16 protein-coding genes and 1 pseudogene are annotated in these 17,400 nt (G+C 71.4%); 10 read left to right on the top strand and 7 right to left on the bottom strand.

Annotation, left to right across the window (positions count from 1 at the left end; all coding sequences use genetic code 11):
* The first annotated feature begins 75 nt into the window (after window positions 1–75).
* The 3 genes from panB (at window position 76) to ACFXC1_RS35755 (ending at window position 3,004) form a co-directional block, all read left to right on the top strand.
* Window positions 76–951 carry a 3-methyl-2-oxobutanoate hydroxymethyltransferase gene (gene panB / locus ACFXC1_RS35765; RefSeq protein WP_381250890.1) on the top strand — a complete coding sequence of 292 codons (876 nt, stop codon included), beginning with the start codon at window positions 76–78 and terminating at the stop codon, window positions 949–951.
* A gap of 215 nt (window positions 952–1,166) precedes the next feature.
* Window positions 1,167–2,186: an ATP-binding cassette domain-containing protein gene (locus tag ACFXC1_RS35760; RefSeq protein WP_381250888.1), complete on the top strand. Its 1,020-nt coding sequence runs from the start codon at window positions 1,167–1,169 to the stop codon at window positions 2,184–2,186.
* On the top strand, window positions 2,183–3,004 hold the full coding sequence (locus ACFXC1_RS35755) for an ABC transporter permease (protein ID WP_381250886.1): 822 nt from the start codon (window positions 2,183–2,185) through the stop codon (window positions 3,002–3,004). The genes ACFXC1_RS35760 and ACFXC1_RS35755 overlap by 4 nt, the downstream gene beginning before the upstream one ends.
* A gap of 22 nt (window positions 3,005–3,026) precedes the next feature.
* On the opposite strand, the gene ACFXC1_RS35750 is transcribed toward ACFXC1_RS35755, so the two are convergent.
* Window positions 3,027–6,725 carry an AfsR/SARP family transcriptional regulator gene (locus ACFXC1_RS35750; protein ID WP_381250884.1) on the bottom strand — a complete coding sequence of 1,233 codons (3,699 nt, stop codon included), beginning with the start codon at window positions 6,723–6,725 and terminating at the stop codon, window positions 3,027–3,029.
* A 231-nt stretch (window positions 6,726–6,956) separates the two neighbouring features.
* Here ACFXC1_RS35750 and ACFXC1_RS35745 point away from each other — a divergent pair, with 231 nt between their 5' ends.
* Entirely contained in the window at window positions 6,957–7,727 is a 771-nt protein-coding gene (locus ACFXC1_RS35745) for a site-2 protease family protein (RefSeq protein ID WP_381250882.1), read from the top strand.
* 259 nt (window positions 7,728–7,986) lie between these two features.
* Here the strand turns inward: ACFXC1_RS35745 and ACFXC1_RS35740 are convergent, their stop codons facing one another.
* The 3 genes from ACFXC1_RS35740 to ACFXC1_RS35730 all read right to left on the bottom strand — a co-directional run bounded on the left by ACFXC1_RS35740 (window position 7,987) and on the right by ACFXC1_RS35730 (window position 10,073).
* On the bottom strand, window positions 7,987–8,151 hold the full coding sequence (locus ACFXC1_RS35740) for a hypothetical protein (RefSeq protein WP_381250880.1): 165 nt from the start codon (window positions 8,149–8,151) through the stop codon (window positions 7,987–7,989).
* 61 nt (window positions 8,152–8,212) lie between these two features.
* Window positions 8,213–8,953 (bottom strand): NADPH-dependent F420 reductase, encoded by a 741-nt coding sequence (gene npdG, locus ACFXC1_RS35735; RefSeq protein WP_381250878.1) that lies wholly within the window; start codon window positions 8,951–8,953, stop codon window positions 8,213–8,215.
* 37 nt (window positions 8,954–8,990) lie between these two features.
* Window positions 8,991–10,073, bottom strand: coding sequence for a sialidase family protein (locus ACFXC1_RS35730; RefSeq protein ID WP_381250876.1), 1,083 nt, complete (start codon window positions 10,071–10,073; stop codon window positions 8,991–8,993).
* Window positions 10,074–10,187: 114 nt separating this feature from the next.
* Here ACFXC1_RS35730 and ACFXC1_RS35725 point away from each other — a divergent pair, with 114 nt between their 5' ends.
* Together ACFXC1_RS35725 and ACFXC1_RS35720 are read left to right on the top strand one after the other, a co-directional pair.
* Window positions 10,188–10,790: a hypothetical protein gene (locus ACFXC1_RS35725; protein ID WP_381250874.1), complete on the top strand. Its 603-nt coding sequence runs from the start codon at window positions 10,188–10,190 to the stop codon at window positions 10,788–10,790.
* 54 nt (window positions 10,791–10,844) lie between these two features.
* Window positions 10,845–12,134 (top strand): MFS transporter, encoded by a 1,290-nt coding sequence (locus tag ACFXC1_RS35720; RefSeq protein WP_381250872.1) that lies wholly within the window; start codon window positions 10,845–10,847, stop codon window positions 12,132–12,134.
* Here the strand turns inward: ACFXC1_RS35720 and ACFXC1_RS35715 are convergent, their stop codons facing one another.
* The gene (locus ACFXC1_RS35715) at window positions 12,135–12,365 is read right to left on the bottom strand and encodes a hypothetical protein (RefSeq protein WP_019067283.1); all 231 of its coding nucleotides are present in this window, start codon (window positions 12,363–12,365) and stop codon (window positions 12,135–12,137) included.
* 58 nt (window positions 12,366–12,423) lie between these two features.
* On the opposite strand from ACFXC1_RS35715, the gene map reads away from it, so the two are divergent.
* Window positions 12,424–13,281: a type I methionyl aminopeptidase gene (gene map, locus ACFXC1_RS35710; RefSeq protein ID WP_362981411.1), complete on the top strand. Its 858-nt coding sequence runs from the start codon at window positions 12,424–12,426 to the stop codon at window positions 13,279–13,281.
* Between the two features lie 111 nt (window positions 13,282–13,392).
* Entirely contained in the window at window positions 13,393–14,040 is a 648-nt protein-coding gene (locus ACFXC1_RS35705; protein ID WP_381250870.1) for a biliverdin-producing heme oxygenase, read from the top strand.
* Between the two features lie 6 nt (window positions 14,041–14,046).
* Here ACFXC1_RS35705 and ACFXC1_RS35700 read toward each other — a convergent pair whose 3' ends face one another.
* Window positions 14,047–14,691: a PhzF family phenazine biosynthesis protein gene (locus ACFXC1_RS35700; protein WP_381250868.1), complete on the bottom strand. Its 645-nt coding sequence runs from the start codon at window positions 14,689–14,691 to the stop codon at window positions 14,047–14,049.
* Entirely contained in the window at window positions 14,684–15,559 is an 876-nt protein-coding gene (locus tag ACFXC1_RS35695; RefSeq protein WP_381250866.1) for a hypothetical protein, read from the bottom strand. The genes ACFXC1_RS35700 and ACFXC1_RS35695 overlap by 8 nt, the downstream gene beginning before the upstream one ends.
* On the opposite strand from ACFXC1_RS35695, the pseudogene ACFXC1_RS35690 reads away from it, so the two are divergent.
* Window positions 15,491–16,086, top strand: a pseudogene (locus tag ACFXC1_RS35690) (ABC transporter ATP-binding protein); the annotation flags it as partial. The gene ACFXC1_RS35695 and the pseudogene ACFXC1_RS35690 overlap by 69 nt on opposite strands.
* A 174-nt stretch (window positions 16,087–16,260) precedes the next feature.
* Window positions 16,261–17,397 carry an iron uptake system protein EfeO gene (gene efeO / locus ACFXC1_RS35685; protein ID WP_381250864.1) on the top strand — a complete coding sequence of 379 codons (1,137 nt, stop codon included), beginning with the start codon at window positions 16,261–16,263 and terminating at the stop codon, window positions 17,395–17,397.
* Window positions 17,398–17,400: the final 3 nt, after the last annotated feature.

Below are 17,400 nucleotides of genomic sequence, written 5' to 3'. Positions count from 1 at the left end.
GGCACGAGGTGCCACCATGGAGGGGATCCGGGGACGCCGTGAGGGTGCCTCGAGATGACTGAAGGAGCCGTTGCAATGACGCAGCTTTCGGCTGCCCAGCCTGGGAAGACCAGCTCCTCCGACGGCAGCAAGGCGCTGTACGGAGGCAAGGGCACACGCCGCATCACCGTTCGCGACATCGCTCTCGCCAAGGAACGCGGCGAGAAGTGGCCCATGCTCACCGCCTACGACGCGATGACCGCGTCCGTCTTCGACGAGGCCGGGATCCCGGTCATGCTCGTCGGCGACTCGGCGGGCAACTGCCACCTCGGGTACGAGTCGACCGTGCCCGTCACGCTGGACGAGATGACCATGCTGTCCGCGGCGGTCGTGCGCGGCACTCAGCGGGCGCTCATCGTGGGCGACCTGCCCTTCGGGTCCTACCAGGAGGGGCCGGTGCAGGCGCTGCGCTCGGCGACCCGGCTGGTGAAGGAGGCCGGGGTCGGGGCGGTGAAGCTGGAGGGCGGCGAGCGGTCGCACGAGCAGATCCGGCTGCTGGTCGAGTCCGGTATCCCGGTCATGGCGCACATCGGTCTCACCCCGCAGTCCGTGAACGCGATGGGGTATCGCGTGCAGGGGCGGGGCGAGGAGGCCGCCCAGCAGCTGCTGCGGGACGCGAAGTCCGTGCAGGACGCGGGGGCGTTCGCGGTCGTGCTGGAACTGGTGCCGGCGGAGCTGGCCGCCGAGGTGACCCGTGTGCTGCACATTCCCACCGTCGGGATCGGGGCGGGGGCCGAGACCGATGCCCAAGTCCTGGTGTGGACCGACATGTTGGGGCTTACGGGTGGTCGGATGCCCAAGTTCGTGAAGCAGTACGCCGATCTGCGTGAGGTCATGGGCAACGCGGCGAAGGCGTTCGCGGAGGACGTGGTCGGCGGGACGTTCCCGCTGGAGGAGCACTCGGTCCACTGACCGGTCAGAGCCACTGCGGTACTACGCAGCCCCGCCGATCTTCCCCCGTCGGCGGGGCTGCCCCTCTTTTGCGCCTGAACCGGCGCCGCTCTCGCGGAGGTGGTTGCCCGCCGTCGTGGTTCCTCAATTGATGGTTGCGGTGCTCGTCGGCGGTTTGTCGGTGCTGTCGGTGGGATGTCGGTGTTCTGTCGGCAGGCCCTGGCACTGTCATCCGCATGACGCGAATCGACAACACTCCCAGCGGCACGGCAGTGACCGTGCGGGGGCTGGTCAAGCACTACGGCGAGACCAAGGCGCTGGACGGCGTCGACCTGGACGTCCGGGAGGGCACCGTGATGGGTGTGCTCGGGCCGAACGGTGCCGGCAAGACCACCCTCGTACGCATCCTGTCCACGCTGCTCGCCCCCACCGCCGGCGAGGCCACCGTCGCCGGCTACGACGTCCTGCGCCAGCCCCGCCAGCTGCGCCGGGTGATAGGCCTCACCGGCCAGTACGCCTCCGTGGACGAGAAGCTCCCCGGGTGGGAGAACCTCTACATGATCGGGCGGCTGCTGGACCTGTCCCGCAAGGACTCCCGGGCCCGCGCCGACGAACTGCTGGAGCGGTTCTCGCTGACGGACGCCGCCAAGCGGCCCGCCAGTACGTACTCCGGCGGGATGCGGCGCCGGCTCGACCTGGCCGCCTCGATGATCGGGCACCCGCAGGTGCTGTTCCTCGACGAACCGACCACCGGTCTGGACCCGCGCACCCGCATGGAGGTGTGGGACGAGGTGCGGTCCATGGTCGGCGACGGCGTGACCGTGCTGCTCACCACCCAGTACATGGAGGAGGCCGAGGCGCTCGCCTCCGAGCTGACCGTGGTGGACCACGGCAAGGTCATCGCGAACGGCGGGATCGACGAGCTGAAGGCGAAGGTCGGCGGACGGGCGCTGCGCATCCGGCCCGCAGATCCGCTGCAACTGCGGCCGCTGGCCCGCGCGTTGGACGAACTGGGCATCACCGGCCTGGCCACCGTCACCGTCGATGTGGAGAGCGGCACGGTCCTGGTGCCGATCCTCAGCGACGAGCAACTGACCGCCGTAGTAGGCGCGGTGAGCGCCCGCGGCCTCACCATCGCCTCCATCACCACCGAACTGCCCAGCCTGGACGAGGTGTTCCTGTCTCTCACGGGTCACCGCGCCAGCGCCCCGCAGGACTCCGTGCCCACCCCCGACCGCGAGGAGGTCGCCGTATGAGCGCCGTCGCCGTGAACCCCGGCGCCGTCGCGTCGGACCCCCGTATCCCGCTGCGCAACCACCTGCGCCACACCGGCGCGCTCATCCGGCGCAATCTGCTGTGGATCCGGCAGGACCCGGAGTCGATGTTCGACGCCATCCTGTTCCCGGTCATCTTCACGCTGCTGTTCGTGTACGTCTTCGGCGGCTCGATCGGGCAGTCGCTGGGCGGCGGGCAGGAGGCGTACGTGCAGTACGTCGTGCCCGGGCTGCTCGCCATGATGGGGATGAACATGGCCCAGGGGGTGGGCACCGGCTTCAACACCGACTTCCACACCGGGGTCATGGACCGGTTCCGGTCGCTGCCCATCGGGCGGGCCTCGGTGCTGATCGCCAAGATCTCGGTCGAGATGATGCGGATGCTGCTCGCGTCCGCCGTGCTGATGGTCGTCGGTGTCCTCGTCGGCTTCCACATCCACCACTGGCTCGGCATGTTCGCCGCGATCGGCCTGTCTGCGGTGTTCGGCTCGGCCCTGATGTGGGTGTTCCTCACCCTCGGCGTGACCATGAAGTCCGCGCAGTCCGTGCAGGCCATGGGCTTCCTGGTGCTGATGCCGCTGCAGTTCGGCTCGTCGATCTTCGCGCCGACCGGTTCGATGCCGGGCTGGCTGCAGAACTTCACCGACTACAACCCGCTCTCCGCCCTGGCGGACGCGGCCCGCGGGCTGATGGTGGGCGGCCCGGTCGCCCACGGCACCTTGCTGACCCTCGCCTGGTCGGTGGGGCTCACCGCGGTGATGGCCCCGATCTCGATCCACAAGTTCCGCACCAAGACCTGAACGCCATCGGGTACTGCGGGCCTCACACCAGGGCGGCGGCCTCCTTCGCGGAGAGGCCGCCGCCTTCGGCGTACCCGGTCGCGCACTCCTCGTAGGGCGCGTCGCCGAGCGCGGCGCGCGCGTGCTGTTCGGCCTCGCGGTAGACCTCGCGTTCCATGACGGTGGGGACATGCCCGGCCGGCAGCAGCGCCTTCGCCGCGACGAGGCAGCGGACGCCGTCCCGGGCCCGGCCGCCGCCGTCGATCTCGGCGAGGGCGACCGCGGCGATCCCCAGGTACAGCGAGGTCATGTGCGGGGCGATGGCCTCGGACAGCGGGTCACCGGCGCGCTTCAGCGCCTTGCGGATCTTGTCCAGGGACTCCTCGTACTCGCCGTCGAGCGCCGCCACCCAGGCCTCCGAGCCGAGGATGAACGCGTCGAAGACGACGAAGTGCGCGATGTGGAACTCCTCGCGCAGCAGGCGCAGTTCCTCGCGCGCCTCGGCGATCCGGCCGGACATGGCGAGGCGGCTCGCGAGGAACATCCGGGCGGCGGGCATCGCCTCGCTGCTCGCGCCGTGCGGCCGGTCGATGACCTCGCGCAGGATGCGCTCGCCGCGCTCGAACTCGCCGTCCTCGATGAGCACACTGCCGAGCCGGGCGCCGAGCACCGCCGTCTGCCCGTGGGCGCCGAGCCGTTCGGCATGCTCGATCGCGGCCTCGTAGTCGGCGGCGGCAAGCCGGTACTGGCCGGTGCGCTCCCGGGCCTCGGCGCGGGCGGAGAGCGCCTCGGCGACGCCCCAGATGTCGCCGAGACGAAGGAAGATCTCCAGCGACTCGTCGGCGTCCCGGGCCGCGTCGCCCGCCCAGTCGGTGCGGTTGGCGAGCATGTTGGCGCGCATCTGGAGGGTGGTGGCGAGCTCCCACTCCATGCCCGGGTTGGTGCGGCAGGTGTGGACGTCGGCGTCGAGGATCGCGGGCAGCCGCTCCACGCTGCCGCTCAGCATCACGGCGAAGAACCAGAATATGCCGGGCGTACGGCAGGTCTGCGGCAGGCCCGGTTCGTAGACCTGGGCGATGGTGGCCAGCTTCTCCTTCGCCTCTGGCGTCTCCCAGGCGTCCAACTCCGTGTCCATACAGGCGAGATGGGCGAGATGGAGGCCGCGCCGGGCCTCGGTGAGGAGTTCTCCGGTGAGCGGGGGCGGGACATCGGTGCAGCGCTGCCAGACCGGGGCGGCCCGCTGGACGGGGGCGGCGAAGGGGTCCGGCCCCAGGGCCATGACCTCGACGCACCAGTTACGGGCCTCCAGGCGGACGTCGCGCATCTGCCAGTACCAGGCCAGCGACAGGATCAGACACAGGCCCTCCTGCTCGTCGCGCTCGGCGACGGCGTGCCGCAGGGCGGTGCGGAGGTTCTCGTACTCGCGCTCCAGCCGTTCCACGGCGGCGAGTTGGCCGGGGCCGCGCAGCAACGGGTCGGTGGTGCGGGCGAGTTCGCGGTAGTACGTCAGATGGGCGCGCTCGGCGGCGGGGCGGCGGCCGGACTCGGCGAGCCGTTCGCCCGCGTACTCGGCGACGGTCTCCAGGAGCCGGTAGCGCATCTCCCCGTCGCCCGAAGGGGCCGCCACGACAAGGGACTTGTCGACGAGGGAGCCGAGCGCCTCGAACGCGGCGGGTCCGCACACGGCCTCGGCGGCGGCGAGGTCGCAGCCGCCGGCGAAGACGGACAGGGTGCTCAGCACGTCCCGTTCGTCCGCGTCGAGCAGGTCCCAGGACCAGTCGACGACGGCCCGCAGGGTCTGCTGGCGGGGCAGGAGCGTACGGCTGCCCGAAGTGAGCAGCCGGAAGCGGTCGTCGAGCCGGTCGGCGATCTGACGTGGCGTCAACATCCTTAGCCTGGCCGCCGCCAGCTCGATCGCGAGGGGCATTCCGTCGAGCCGCCGGCAGATCTCGGCGCAGGCCTCGATGTCGTCCTCGACGGTGAACCCCGGCCGGGCCGCCGCGCCCCGCTCGGCGAGCAGCCGTAGCGCGACGGGGTCGGGCAGGGGCTCCACCGGGCGCAGCAACTCCCCCGGTACGCCCAGGGGTTCGCGGCTGGTGGCGAGCACGGTGAGCTCGGGGCAGCGCTCCAGCAGGGCCTCCACGAGGCGGGCCGCGGCCTCCACGACGTGCTCGCAGTTGTCGAGGACGATCAGCATCCGGCGCCGCCCGCAGTGTTCGGCGAGCCGCTCGACGGGGTCGTCGTGCCGTTCTCCCCCGGCGGCCCGGATCGCCTCGGCGCCGGCGCCGTACATCACGGTCTCGCGCGCCCCGAGCGCGGTGAGCACGGCCTCCGGTACGGCCTCGGGGTCGTCGACGGGGGCGAGTTCGGCCAGCCACACGCCGTCCCGCGACGCGTACCGCACCCGCTCGGCGGCCTCCTGCGAAAGCCGCGTCTTCCCGGCCCCGCCGGGCCCGAGCAGGGTCACCAGACGGGCCGCCGCGATGTCCCCGCGGATGGCCTCGATGTCGGCCTCCCGGCCGACGAAGGAGGTGAGACGGGCGCGGAGGTTGCCGGGGGGTGGGACGGCGCGGTCGGAGGAAGCGCCGGTGCCGGGGTGCCCGTGATCGACGCCGGTGCCGGGGTGCCCGTGATCGGCCCCGGTGCCGGTGCCGGTGCCGGACCGCCCGTGACCGGCGTCGGCCCCGGACCGCCCGTGATCGGCGTCGCCGACGGTCGTGCCGTGAGCACCGGGCGCGGGCGGGTTGCCCTGTCCCGGTTCGCCGGAGCGGTCGTTGGCGCCGGGGCCGTCGAGTCCGCCGGGTCCCCCGAGTCCGCCAGGGCCGCCGGGGCCGCCGGGGCCGCCGGGGCTGTAATACGGGCCGGATCCACCAGGGCCGTAGTAGGTGCCGGACCCACCAGGGCCGGAGTGCGCACCGGATCCGCCGGAGCCATAGTGCCCGCCCGGTCCGCCGCCCCCGGCGCGGCCGCCGAGTCCACCGGGACCCGCGCCGCCGCCACCGGCCGCACCGTCGCCCGGACTGAGCAACTCCCCGTGCAGGGCCCGTAGTTCGGGCCCCGGGTCGGAGCCCAGCCGGTCCGCGAGGAGTTGTCGTACGTCCTCGTAGGCGGCCAGTGCCTCCGCCGTGCGGCCGGTGGCTCGGAGGGCCCGGAGGCGGAGGGACTGGAGGGGTTCGTCGAGGGGGTGGGTGTCGCAGAGGGCGGTCAGTTCGGGGAGGGCGGTGTCCGCGTCGCCCAGGGCCAGGGCGGCCGTGAGGCGGGCGCGGCGGGCGTCGAGGTGGCGGGTCTCCCAGCGGGCCGCCTCGGCCGTACGGTCGGGGAGGTCCGCGAGGGCGGGACCGCCCCACAGAGCCAGCGCGTCGTCCAGGGCATCGGCCGCCTTCGCGGGGTTGCCGTCGGCTAGCGCCCGCAGTCCCTCGCCGGTCAGCCGCTCGAAGCGGTGCAGGTCGATGTCGTCGGCGGCGACGGCGAGCCGGTAGCCGCTCTCCGTGGAGCCGATCGCGTCCGCGCCGAGCGCCCGGCGCAACCTGCCCACCAGCGCCTGCAGCGCGCCCGTCGCGTCGGCGGGCGGGTCGGCGCCCCACACCTCGTCCACCAGGAAGCTCGCGGGTACGGCCCGGTCGGGCCGCAGGGCGAGCACGGTGAGCAGGGCGCGCAGCCGCGCCCCGCCGACCGGGACGGGTGTGCCGTCGGGACGGAGTGCCTGGGTGGTGCCGAGAATGCGATAGCGCACGGGGTCCATTGTCTCTGGTGGCGACGGAAGCGGTCACGGGGTTGGGGCGGCGCGGCGCCGGGCACGGCGTACGGGAGCCGCCGCTCGTGAAAGGGGGGTGACGGGGTCGCGGATCGCGTGCCAGAGTCCCATGCGCCCACCTTCCCCGGAACCGGTGGCCACCCGCGAGACGTTTTCTCCAGTGCCCGGTACCGTCGGGCTTCGCGCGATACACCGACCCCCAGCAGGGAGCCTGCCCCGATGACCGCCACCACCACCCGCCCGAGCGACCGGCGGATCAGCCCCGTCTTCCTCGGGATCCTGGCCGTCACGGCGGTGACCGGCTGGGCCACCTGGACCGGGTTCGCCGAGAAGCCGGGCATCGCCGTGTTCCTGTTCGTGACGGCCGCCTGGATCGTCTCGCTGTGTCTGCACGAGTACGCGCACGCGCGCACCGCGCTGCACAGCGGTGACATCTCGATCGGCGGCAAGGGCTATCTGACCCTCAACCCGCTGAAGTACACGCACGCGCTGCTCAGCATCGTGCTCCCGGTGATCTTCGTCATCATGGGCGGCATCGGGCTGCCGGGCGGCGCGGTGTTCATCGAGCGCAACCGCATTCACGGCCGCTGGAAGCACAGCCTGATCTCGGCGGCGGGCCCGCTGACGAACGTACTGTTCGCGGCGGTCTGCACGGCCCCGTTCTGGCTGCACGCCCTCGACGGGGTGCCGGCCGACTTCCAGTACGCGCTGGCCTTCCTGGCGCTGCTCCAGGTGACCGCGGCGATCCTGAACTTCCTGCCGGTGCCGGGCCTGGACGGCTACGGCGTGATCGAGCCCTGGCTGTCGAACGACGTCAAGCGGCAGGTCGAGCCGTTCGCGCCGTTCGGCCTGCTGTTCGTGTTCGCACTGCTGTGGGTGCCGTCGATCAACCGCGAGTTCTTCGACATGATCGACGCGATCCTGCGGGGGCTGGGCGTCAGCAACTGGGCGACATCGTACGGCTACAGCCTCTACCAGTTCTGGCGCTAGGCCGTGTCCGCGAAGTCACGTCGTCCGCCCGGAGGGCGGGCCTCGCGGCGTTCGGTGCGTGCTCCGGGGGTCCCCCGGCCGAAGGCTGGGGAGTGCCGGGCGGAAGTCCTCGTACTGGACGTACGTGGGCTTTCGCCCGGTGCGGCGAGTGGGGGCACCTCCCACGCCCTTGAGGCAGTGATGGAGCGTGCCGGGCGTCGCGAGGCTGCGGGTACCCCCTCTGGGGGAGGGACTTCGCGGACACGACCTAGGAAAGGTCTCAGGCCGCGCGGCCGCGCTTGAGGTAGTACCAGCACATGTTGGACGAGAGCCCCGCGAGCAGTACCCACACGACGCCGATCCAGCTGCCCTCCACGAAGGAGACGACCGCCGCGGCCACGGCGAGCAGGCAGACGACGAGGGCGTAGACGGCGAGGCGGGGCATGGATCGGCTCCTGTCGAGGACGGGGGACACTGCTGGGCAGCCACCAGTGTCCCCCACCCGCTCAGACGTCCGTGACGCGCAGCCCCGCGTGTGCCTTGTAGCGGCGGTTGACCGAGATCAGGTTCGCGACCAGGGACTCCACCTGGTGGGCGTTGCGCAGCCGGCCCGCGAAGACGCCCCGCATGCCGGGGATACGGCCGGCCAGCGCCTGGACGATCTCGACGTCGGCGCGCTCCTCGCCCAGCACCATGACGTCGGTGTCGATCTCGGCGATCTCGGTGTCCATGAGCAGGACGGCCGACAGGTGGTGGAAGGCGGCGGCGACGCGGGAGTCGGGCAGCAGGGCGGCGGCCTGTTCGGCGGCGCTGCCCTCCTCCGGCTTCAGCGCGTAGGCGCCCTTCTTGTCGAAGCCGAGCGGGTTGACGCAGTCGACGACGAGCTTCCCGGCCAGTTCCTCGCGCAGCGACTCCAGCGTCTTGCCGTGGCCGTCCCAGGGCACGGCGACGATCACGATGTCGCTGCGGCGCGCGGTCTCCGCGTTCTCGGCGCCCTCGACACCGTGGCCGAGTTCCTCGGCCGCCGCCTGCGCGCGGTCGGCGGCGCGGGAGCCGATGATCACCTTCTGGCCGGCCTTGGCGAGCCGGTAGGCGAGGCCCTTGCCCTGCGGCCCGGTCCCGCCGAGCACGCCGACGACCAGTCCGGAGACGTCGGGGAGGTCCCACGGGTCCTTGGCGGGGGCCTTCGCGGGGGCGGTCCCGGAGGCCGTCGCGGGGGTCTGTGCAGCACTGTCGGTAGAGGTCATGGGCCGACTTTACGTCCGCCTCCGCACCCGTATCGGCTCAGGTGAGGTCCGTCACGGGCACCCGGCGGAAGGTGATCGTCTCGTACGCCCCGAAGTCCCCGGTCTCGTAGAGGAGTCCGACCGTGTCGTCGTCGACGCGGACGAGGTCGGAGTAGGCGGCGGGCAGTCCGTCGACCGTGAACGCCGGGCGCCAGGTGATGCCGCCGTCGGCCGAGGCGCGCAGGGTCATCAGGGCGCGGGCGGCCGGGTCGCCGGGGCCGGAGTACAACAGCACGTCGGGGTCGCGGAGTTGGAGGACGCTGCCCTCGCAGACGGGGGCGGCGAGACCGGCCTGCGGGCGGAACGGCTTGACGAGGGTCCTGCCGCCGTCCTCGGAGTACGCGTCGGCGCGGTTGCCGGGGGACGGGGAGTCGTTGCGGGTGTTGAAGTAGACGCGCCCGTCCGGGAGTTCGGCGGCGGTGGTCTCGTTGCAGTTGATGTAGCCGTCGGTGTTCTCGTCGACGTAGCCGAGGGACCAGGTCTCGCCGCCGTCGTCGCTGAGCAGGCAGTGGCCGCTGTTGTACTTGCCCTCATTGCCGACGTCGGTGCCGGTGGGCGGGACGGTGTGGTTGCCGGGGACGACCACGCGGCCGGTGCTCAGCTGGATCGCGTGCCCGGGGGTGGTGGCGTACCAGCGCCACTCGGGCTTCTTCACCTGCTCTGTGATCTCCTTCGGGCTCGACCAGGTGACCCCGTCGTCGTCGCTGTACGTCACCCACGCCCGCCGCCCGTCGGCCGGCTTCACCTTGCCGCGCAGGATGGCGTCCTCGCTCGCGGAGGCGGCCGAGCGGACGTGGACGAGCAGGATGCGGCCGGTGTCCAGGACGACCGGGGCGGGGTTGCCCGCGAGGTCGGTGCCGTTGTCGGCGGCGACGGTCTGCGGGCCCCAGGTGCGCCCGCCGTCCGTGGAGCGGCGCAGGACGATGTCGATGTGGCCGTAGTCGCTCGCGGAGGCGACCCGGCCCTCGCAGAACGCGAGGAGGGATCCGGCGCGGGAGACCACGACCGCCGGGATCCGGTAACTCGCGTAGCCCCCTTGGCCGGCGCGGAAGGGGACGGTGACGTCTGCGGTGTCCGTCATGGGGTGGCGCTCCTCGTGCGACGTACGGCCGATGAGCCCGCACCTTCCCCAAGTCGGGCGAATTCGCGGTGAACTCCACGTCACGAGTGGCCGGTTGCGGCAGGATGCGCGGACATGGACGCCGTACGGGTCGCGCTGCTGCGTGAAGTGCTCGCCGGGACCGAGTGGTTGGGGGCCACGCGGCGGTTCGCCGGGGTGCTGCGCGGGTCCGTGGTGGCGCACGGGGGCGGACTGCTGCTGGTGGGCACGCCCGCGTACGAGCCGTGGCATCTCGCGGCGCATCTGGTCGACGAGGCCGCCTGGTCTGGCACACCCGAACTGGCCCCGACTCTCGTACGGCACGACGCGCGCCCCTCCGACCCGGCCCATCTGGCCGTCGGACTCGGCCGGATCGAGGCGGCCCGGCGCGGCGAGACACTGCTCGTGGTATCGCCGGAGGGGCCGGGCGATCCGCTCCTGGAACGGGTGCACGACGCCCGCCGGGCCGGGGCCACCGTCCTCTCCCTCGGCTCCGAGGACCGCGAACTGGCGTCCCTGGCCCACGAGTCGCTCGCCGTACCGGACGGCACGGACCTGGACCTCGACACCGTGCAGCATCTGGTGAGCGCGGCGGCCGGGGAGAACGTGCTGCCGGCGGCGCGGGGGCGGAGGCGGTTCCGGGACCGGTTGTCGCGCCTGACCGACCAACTGACGGCGCCGCCGCCTGCCCGCTGGTAGGGCAGGCACAAAAGCAGTTGCCCGCGGCGACTCCCCGTCCAACGATGCTCTGTTGTGACCGCCTCCGGCCCACGCGCCCTCCTCCCCGACCTCGCCCCCTGGCATGCCTCCGCCGACTTCCGCAGGCTCTGGGTCGCGGGTCTGATCTCGAACTTCGGGAACTTCCTGTCCTTCGTCGCGCTCCCGGTGCAGCTCAAGGAACTCACCGGCTCCGCCGCGGCGGTGGGCGCGATCGGGGCCGTGGAACTCGTGCCGTTGATCGTGTTCGGGCTCTACGGCGGTGCGCTCGCCGACGCGTGGGACAAGCGGAAGCTGATCGTGTGGACCGAGGTGGGACTGGGCGTGCTGTGCGGGGCGTTGCTGTTCAACTCGCTGTTGCCGCACCCCGCCGTCTGGCCGCTGTATGTGATCGCCGCCCTGACCTCCGTCCTCGGTTCGATCCAGCGGCCCGCGCTGGATTCACTGTGGCCGCGGATCGTGGCCCACGAGCACATGACGGCCGCGTCGGCGCTCAACTCCCTGCGCTGGACGGTCGGCGGGGTCATGGGCCCGGCGCTGGCGGGTGTGGTGGTGGCGTTCGCGGGGCTGCCCTACGCGTACGCGGCGGACACGCTGACGTTCGTGGTGTCCGTGGTCCTGATCTTCCGGATCGCCGCCTCCCCCGGCTCCCATGAGGCGCAGAAGCCCTCGCTGCGGTCGATCGCGGAGGGCGCCCGGTACGCGTGGAGCCGCAAGGAACTGCTCGGCACGTACGCGATCGACCTCGCGGCGATGTTCTTCGCGATGCCGCTGGCGGTGCTGCCGTTCCTCGCGGACGACCTGCACGCGGAGTGGGCGCTCGGGCTGATGTACTCGACGGTCCCGGCCGGTGCCCTGCTGGTGAGTGTGACCAGCGGCTGGACCTCGCGGATCCACCGGCACGGGCGGATGGTGGTGCTGGCCGCCGCGCTGTGGGGCGTGGCGATCGCCTGCGCGGGGGCGGTGGGCAACGTATGGCTGGTGCTGCTGTTCCTCACCGTCGCGGGCGGCTGCGACATGGTCAGCGGCATCTTCCGCGGGGTGATCTGGAACCAGACGATCCCGGACGAGCTGCGCGGCCGGCTCGCCGGGATCGAGCTGCTGTCCTACTCGGTGGGCCCGCAGCTGGGCCAGGTCAGGTCCGGCGGCATGGCCGCGCTGGCCGGGGTGCGGACGTCGGTGTGGGCGGGCGGGCTGATGTGCGTGGGCGCGGTGGGGCTGCTGGCCGCGGGGCTGCCGAAGCTGATGTCGTACGACGCGAGGACGGACGAGCACGCGCTGCGGCTGAAGGCTCAGCGGGCCGCCGATGCCCCTGCCAGTGCCTGATCAGTCCTCGTCGGCGCTCCCCTTCGTGGCGTCGTGCCACTTCGGGTCGTTCTCCCACTCCAGGTTGCGCTCGCGGGCCGTCTCCATCGCGTGCTCGGCCTCCGCGCGGGTGGCGTACGGCCCGAAGCGGTCCTTGGCGGGGCACTCCGGCCCCTCCTCGACCTTCTTGTGTTCGAGGCAGTAGTACCACTCGCCGGGCTTCCCGACCGTGCGCTTCTTGAACAGGGCCATCAACGGCTCCTTTCCCTACGGCCATGTTCCCCCATGTCCGCTGGTTAGACTCGCTGGCATGTCTGGCCAGTCGCTGCTCGTACCAGGGGAGCTCTCTCCCACCCGTTCCGTGCCCGGAAACATCCGTCGCCCCGAGTACGTCGGCAAGCCCGCGCCGACCCCGTACACCGGGCCGGAGGTGCAGACGCCCGAGACGATCGAGGCGATGCGCATCGCCGGGCGGATCGCCGCGCGGGCGATGGCGGAGGCCGCGAAGGTCATCTCGCCGGGTGTGACCACGGACGAACTCGACCGGGTGGCGCACGAGTACATGTGCGACCACGGCGCCTATCCGTCCACGCTCGGCTACCGCGGCTTCCCCAAGTCCCTGTGCACCTCCCTCAACGAGGTGATCTGCCACGGCATTCCGGACTCCACGGTGCTGCGCGACGGCGACATCATCAACCTCGACGTGACGGCGTACATCGGCGGGGTGCACGGCGACAACAACGCGACGTACCTGGTCGGCGACGTCGACGAGGAGTCCCGGCTCCTGGTGGAGCGCACCCGCGAGTCCCTCGACCGCGCGATCAAGGCGGTCAAGCCGGGCCGCCAGATCAACATCATCGGCCGGGTCATCGAGTCGTACGCCAAGCGCTTCGGGTACGGCGTGGTCCGGGACTTCACCGGCCACGGCATCAACTCGTCCTTCCACTCCGGCCTGATCGTCCCGCACTACGACAGCCCGCACGCGACGACGGTCATCCAGCCCGGGATGACGTTCACCATCGAGCCGATGCTGACGCTGGGGACGCACGAGTACGACATGTGGGACGACGGGTGGACGGTCGTCACGAAGGACCGCAAGCGGACGGCGCAGTTCGAGCACACGCTGGTGGTGACGGAGACAGGGGCGGAGGTTCTCACCCTCCCGTAGCAGGTCAGGACCCGTCCTCTGCTGAGGGCGGGTCTCTTCTTGTACGCTTTTACCGACAGGGTGTCGGCAACCTGTTGACTTAGGTAAGGCTTGCCTTAGAGGATAGAGCTCATGGACTCCTTCTCGACAGTCATCCGCACCGCGTCCCACGAACAGCATGTGGAGGCCGAGACCTCCACCTTCATGAGCGATCTGCTCGGCGGCCGGCTGGGCGTGGACGCGTACGCCCGCTACACCGAGCAACTGTGGTTCGTGTACGAGGCGTTGGAGACCGGTGCGGAGCGACTGGCGACGGATCCGGTGGCCGGGGCCTTCATCCGGGCCGAGTTGTTCCGGCTGCCCGCGCTGGAGCGGGACCTGGAGCATCTGCGGGGTGCGGACTGGCGGGCGGGATTGGCCGCGCTTCCTGCGACGCGGGCCTATGCCGAACGGGTGCGGGAGTGCGCGGAGTTGTGGCCTGCCGGGTACATCGCCCATCACTACACGCGCTACCTCGGCGACCTCTCCGGCGGCCAGATCATCCGCGACAAGGCGGAGCGGACGTGGGGGTTCCCGCGCAAGGGCGACGGTGTGCGCTTCTACGTCTTCGAGGGGATCGGCAACCCGGCCGCGTTCAAGCGGGGTTACCGCGAACTGCTGGACGGCATCCAGGTCGACGACCTGGAGAAGCAGCGGATCGTGGCGGAGTGCAAGCGGGCGTTCGCGTTGAACACCGGGGTGTTCCGGGCGTTGGGTGAGGAGTTTCCGCTGAGCGCGTGACGCCGGCTAGCGCTCCAGGAACACCCGCCCTCCGACCTCGACCCACCCTCCGGGCTGCGGTGCCGTGAGTATCTGGGAACCCGCGCCTTGAGTGATGTTGAGGGCGCGGCCCAGCTGGTCGGTCAGCAGCAGCGCCGCCGCGCCCGTCGCCTCGTCCTCGTGGACGCCGTCGTCGCGGCCGGGGAAGGCGCGGGCGCGGATCCGGCCGGCTGCCTCGTCCTCCCAGGCCCAGGCGTAGATCCACTCCCCGGGCGGGGGCACGGGCAGGGCGTCGACCTCGGGGGCGGTGGCGTACTGGCGCAGGGTGCGCGGCGGGGCCCACTCCGGGAGGGCCTCGATCCAGCTGAACTCGCCGTCGAGACGGGCGCCCACTATGCCTGCGGGCGTGACCAGTTCGGGTACGTCCAGGAGCCAGGCGGTGCCTACGCAGGGGTGGCCGGCGAAGGGCAGGCGGGTGGTCGGGGTGTAGATGTCGATGACTCCGCGCTCGGGGTCGTCGACGAACACCGTCTCGCTGAAGCCGAGTTTCCCGGCGAACAGCTGTCGCTCGCCCCGGTCCGGCATGACGGAACCCTCGCGGACGACGCCGAGTTCGTTGCCGTATCCGCCGCTTGGGCCGCAGAAGACACGCAGTACGTCGTAGTCAGTCACGGGGGAATTGAAGCATCACATCGGCGGCCAGGTCGTCCCAGGCGGCCGGACCGCCGGGAACGGGCCAGGTCACGGTGCGCGCGTCCTCGTAGGGCAGCGCGGCCAGGGCGTCGCCGAAACCCCGTTCCAGGGCGGCCCGTTGGCGTGCGGGGCACTCCGTGGGACGGCGCATGCGCTGTTCGTGCGCCTCGGTCAGTTCGTCGGTGGTGCGGCGCCAGTCCTGCTCGTCCGGTACGCGGCGCAGGACCACGCAGGCCGGTTGCGTGCCCTCCGCGAGCGCGGCCACCGCGCGGTCGTGGCCGTCGAGGATCAGCCAGCCGTCGAGGAAGGTCACCCACCACAGGAGGACGGGCGCGAGGGTGCCTTCGCGCGCGTGCTTGCGGTACGCCTTCACGCGCTGGGCGTCGGGCGGGGAGAGCCGGCGCAGGGGCAGGATGCCGTGCCAGCCGCCGCCGCAGTACAGCTCCAGGGTGCCGTTCGGCCACTCCTGGACGAAGTCCGTCGTCCAGATGCCGGGGGCGAAGAAGTCGCGCCGGGACAGGACCCAACGGCCGTCGTGCAGCGGTCCGTTCGGCGTCTCCTCCAGCCAGCGTGCGTACTGGTGCACCCAGTTGACGTCCCGGCGCTGTTGCGCGGCGCGCAGCGGCGGCAGGGGTGGGCGGTAGCCGTCGAAGCGGTGCAGGACGAGGTCGTGGCAGCAGCCGTCGCCATCCAACCGGCCCAGGAACAAAGGGCGTTCGCCCTGCCGGAGCAGTCTGCGTCCGCCGTCCGCCGTCTCGAAACGCAACGGGGCCGGACCGGGCCGACCGGTCACGGTCAGCACCAGTCCGTCCTCCGACAGGATCTCTCTGTGCCCCCTGGTGTCCATGGGGCACAGTCTTACGCCTGGGTGCTCTCCGTGCGCCGCCTGCGCGTCGCGAACACCACGCCCGCGCCTGCCGCAACGGTGACCGCGGCCGCCGCGCGCAGGGCCGTTGCCGGTATGTCGGAGCCCGCCGAGGACGATCTCGCCGTCGCGGAGGCGATGGCGCGGGCGGAGGTCACGGACTTCGCACTGCGGCCGTTCTCGGCGCTCAGTGGGGGCGAGCGGGCCCGGGTCGCGCTCGCCCGGGTGCTCGCTCAGCGGGCGCCGCTGTTGCTGCTGGACGAACCGACGGCCGCGCTCGACCTCCGGCATCAGGAACTGGTGCTGCGGCTGAACCGGGAAAGGGCGCACGTGGGGGACGCGGTGGTCGTGGTGCTGCACGATCTCGCGCCGGTCGTGTCGCCGCCGAGGGTCCGCCGGGGGAGGTTTTCACCGAGGCGTTGCTTTCGGACGTCTACGACCAGGCAGTCGAGGTGTTTCCGCATCCGCGGACGGGGGCGGCCGTCGTGACTCCGCGACAGCCTGCTTGACCTTTTCTTGACCTCTCCTTGACGTGCGTTTTCCGCCGTCGAGATCAAGCCGTGTCTGTGATTTTTCTGTGGTCAGTGAATACCGGACCGGGTGGGTATGAGTGAGGTAAGCCTCAGGTAAGTTAGGGCAGCCTCACCACACCGCCTCACCAGACACTCCCGCTTGGAGCCTGCATGCGTGCCGTCCGACTTCCCGTCGTCACCGCCGTCGCCACCGCGGCGGCCCTGACCGCCGTCACGGCGTGCACCGCGAAGAGCGACGCCAAGGACGGCGACGCGATCCAGGTCACCGCGGCCGACTCCAAGTGCACGACCTCGATCAAGTCGATACCGGCCGGCCAGGTCACGCTGAAGATCGAGAACACCGGCTCGAAGGCGACCGAGGTCGAGATCCTCTTCCCGGACGACCGGATCGTCTCCGAGAAGGAGAACATCGGGCCGGGCACCAAGTACACGCTCACCGCCGAGGTGAAGGCGGGGGCGTACGAGATCGCCTGCCGGCCCGGGATGAAGGGGCACGGCGTGCGGCAGAAGCTGACCGTCACCGGGGGCAGCGTCGCCAAGCGTGATCCCAAGCTGGACGCGGCCGTCGCCGCCTACCGCGAGTACGCGCAGAACGAGGCCGACGCGACGATCCCGAAGGTGGAGACGTTCGTCAACGCCATCAAGGCGGGCGACCTCACCGCCGCCAAGAACGCCTACGCCCCCTCCCGCGTCGGCTGGGAGACCACCGAGCCGATCGCCGAGTCGTTCGGGGACATCGACCCCAAGACCGACACCCGCGTCAACGACCTGGAGAAGGGCCAGAAGTGGACCGGCTGGCACGCGCTGGAGAAGGCGCTGTGGCAGGACAAGAAGATCGGCGCCGAGCAGAAGGCCCTCGCCGATGAGCTGCTCACCGATCTGAAGGACTGGCAGAAGCGGGTCGGCAAGGCGGAGATCACCCCGACCTCCATGGCCAACGGCGCCAAGGAGCTCCTCGACGAGGTCGCGACCGGCAAGGTCACCGGCGAGGAGGACCGCTACTCGCACACCGACCTGAGCGACTTCAAGGCCAACGTCGACGGCGCGGAGAAGGCGTACGAGCTGCTGAAGCCGGTCGCGCAGAAGAACGACGCGGCGCTGACCACCGAGCTGGACAAGCAGTTCGCCGCGATCGACACGCTGCTCGACAAGTACCGGTCGACCTCGACGTCGGACGGCTTCGTGTCGTACGACAAGGTCACCAAGGACCAGCGCAAGGAGCTGTCGGACGCGGTCAACGCGCTCGCGGAGCCGCTGTCCAAGCTCGCCGCCGCGGTTGTGAAGTAGGCC

The sequence above is a fragment of the Streptomyces hokutonensis genome (assembly GCF_042751305.1).
Classification (GTDB): Bacteria; Actinomycetota; Actinomycetes; order Streptomycetales; family Streptomycetaceae; genus Streptomyces; species Streptomyces hokutonensis_A.
The sequence above is the reverse complement of the archived record's forward strand: the minus strand, read 5'-3'. Positions and strand labels throughout refer to the sequence as shown.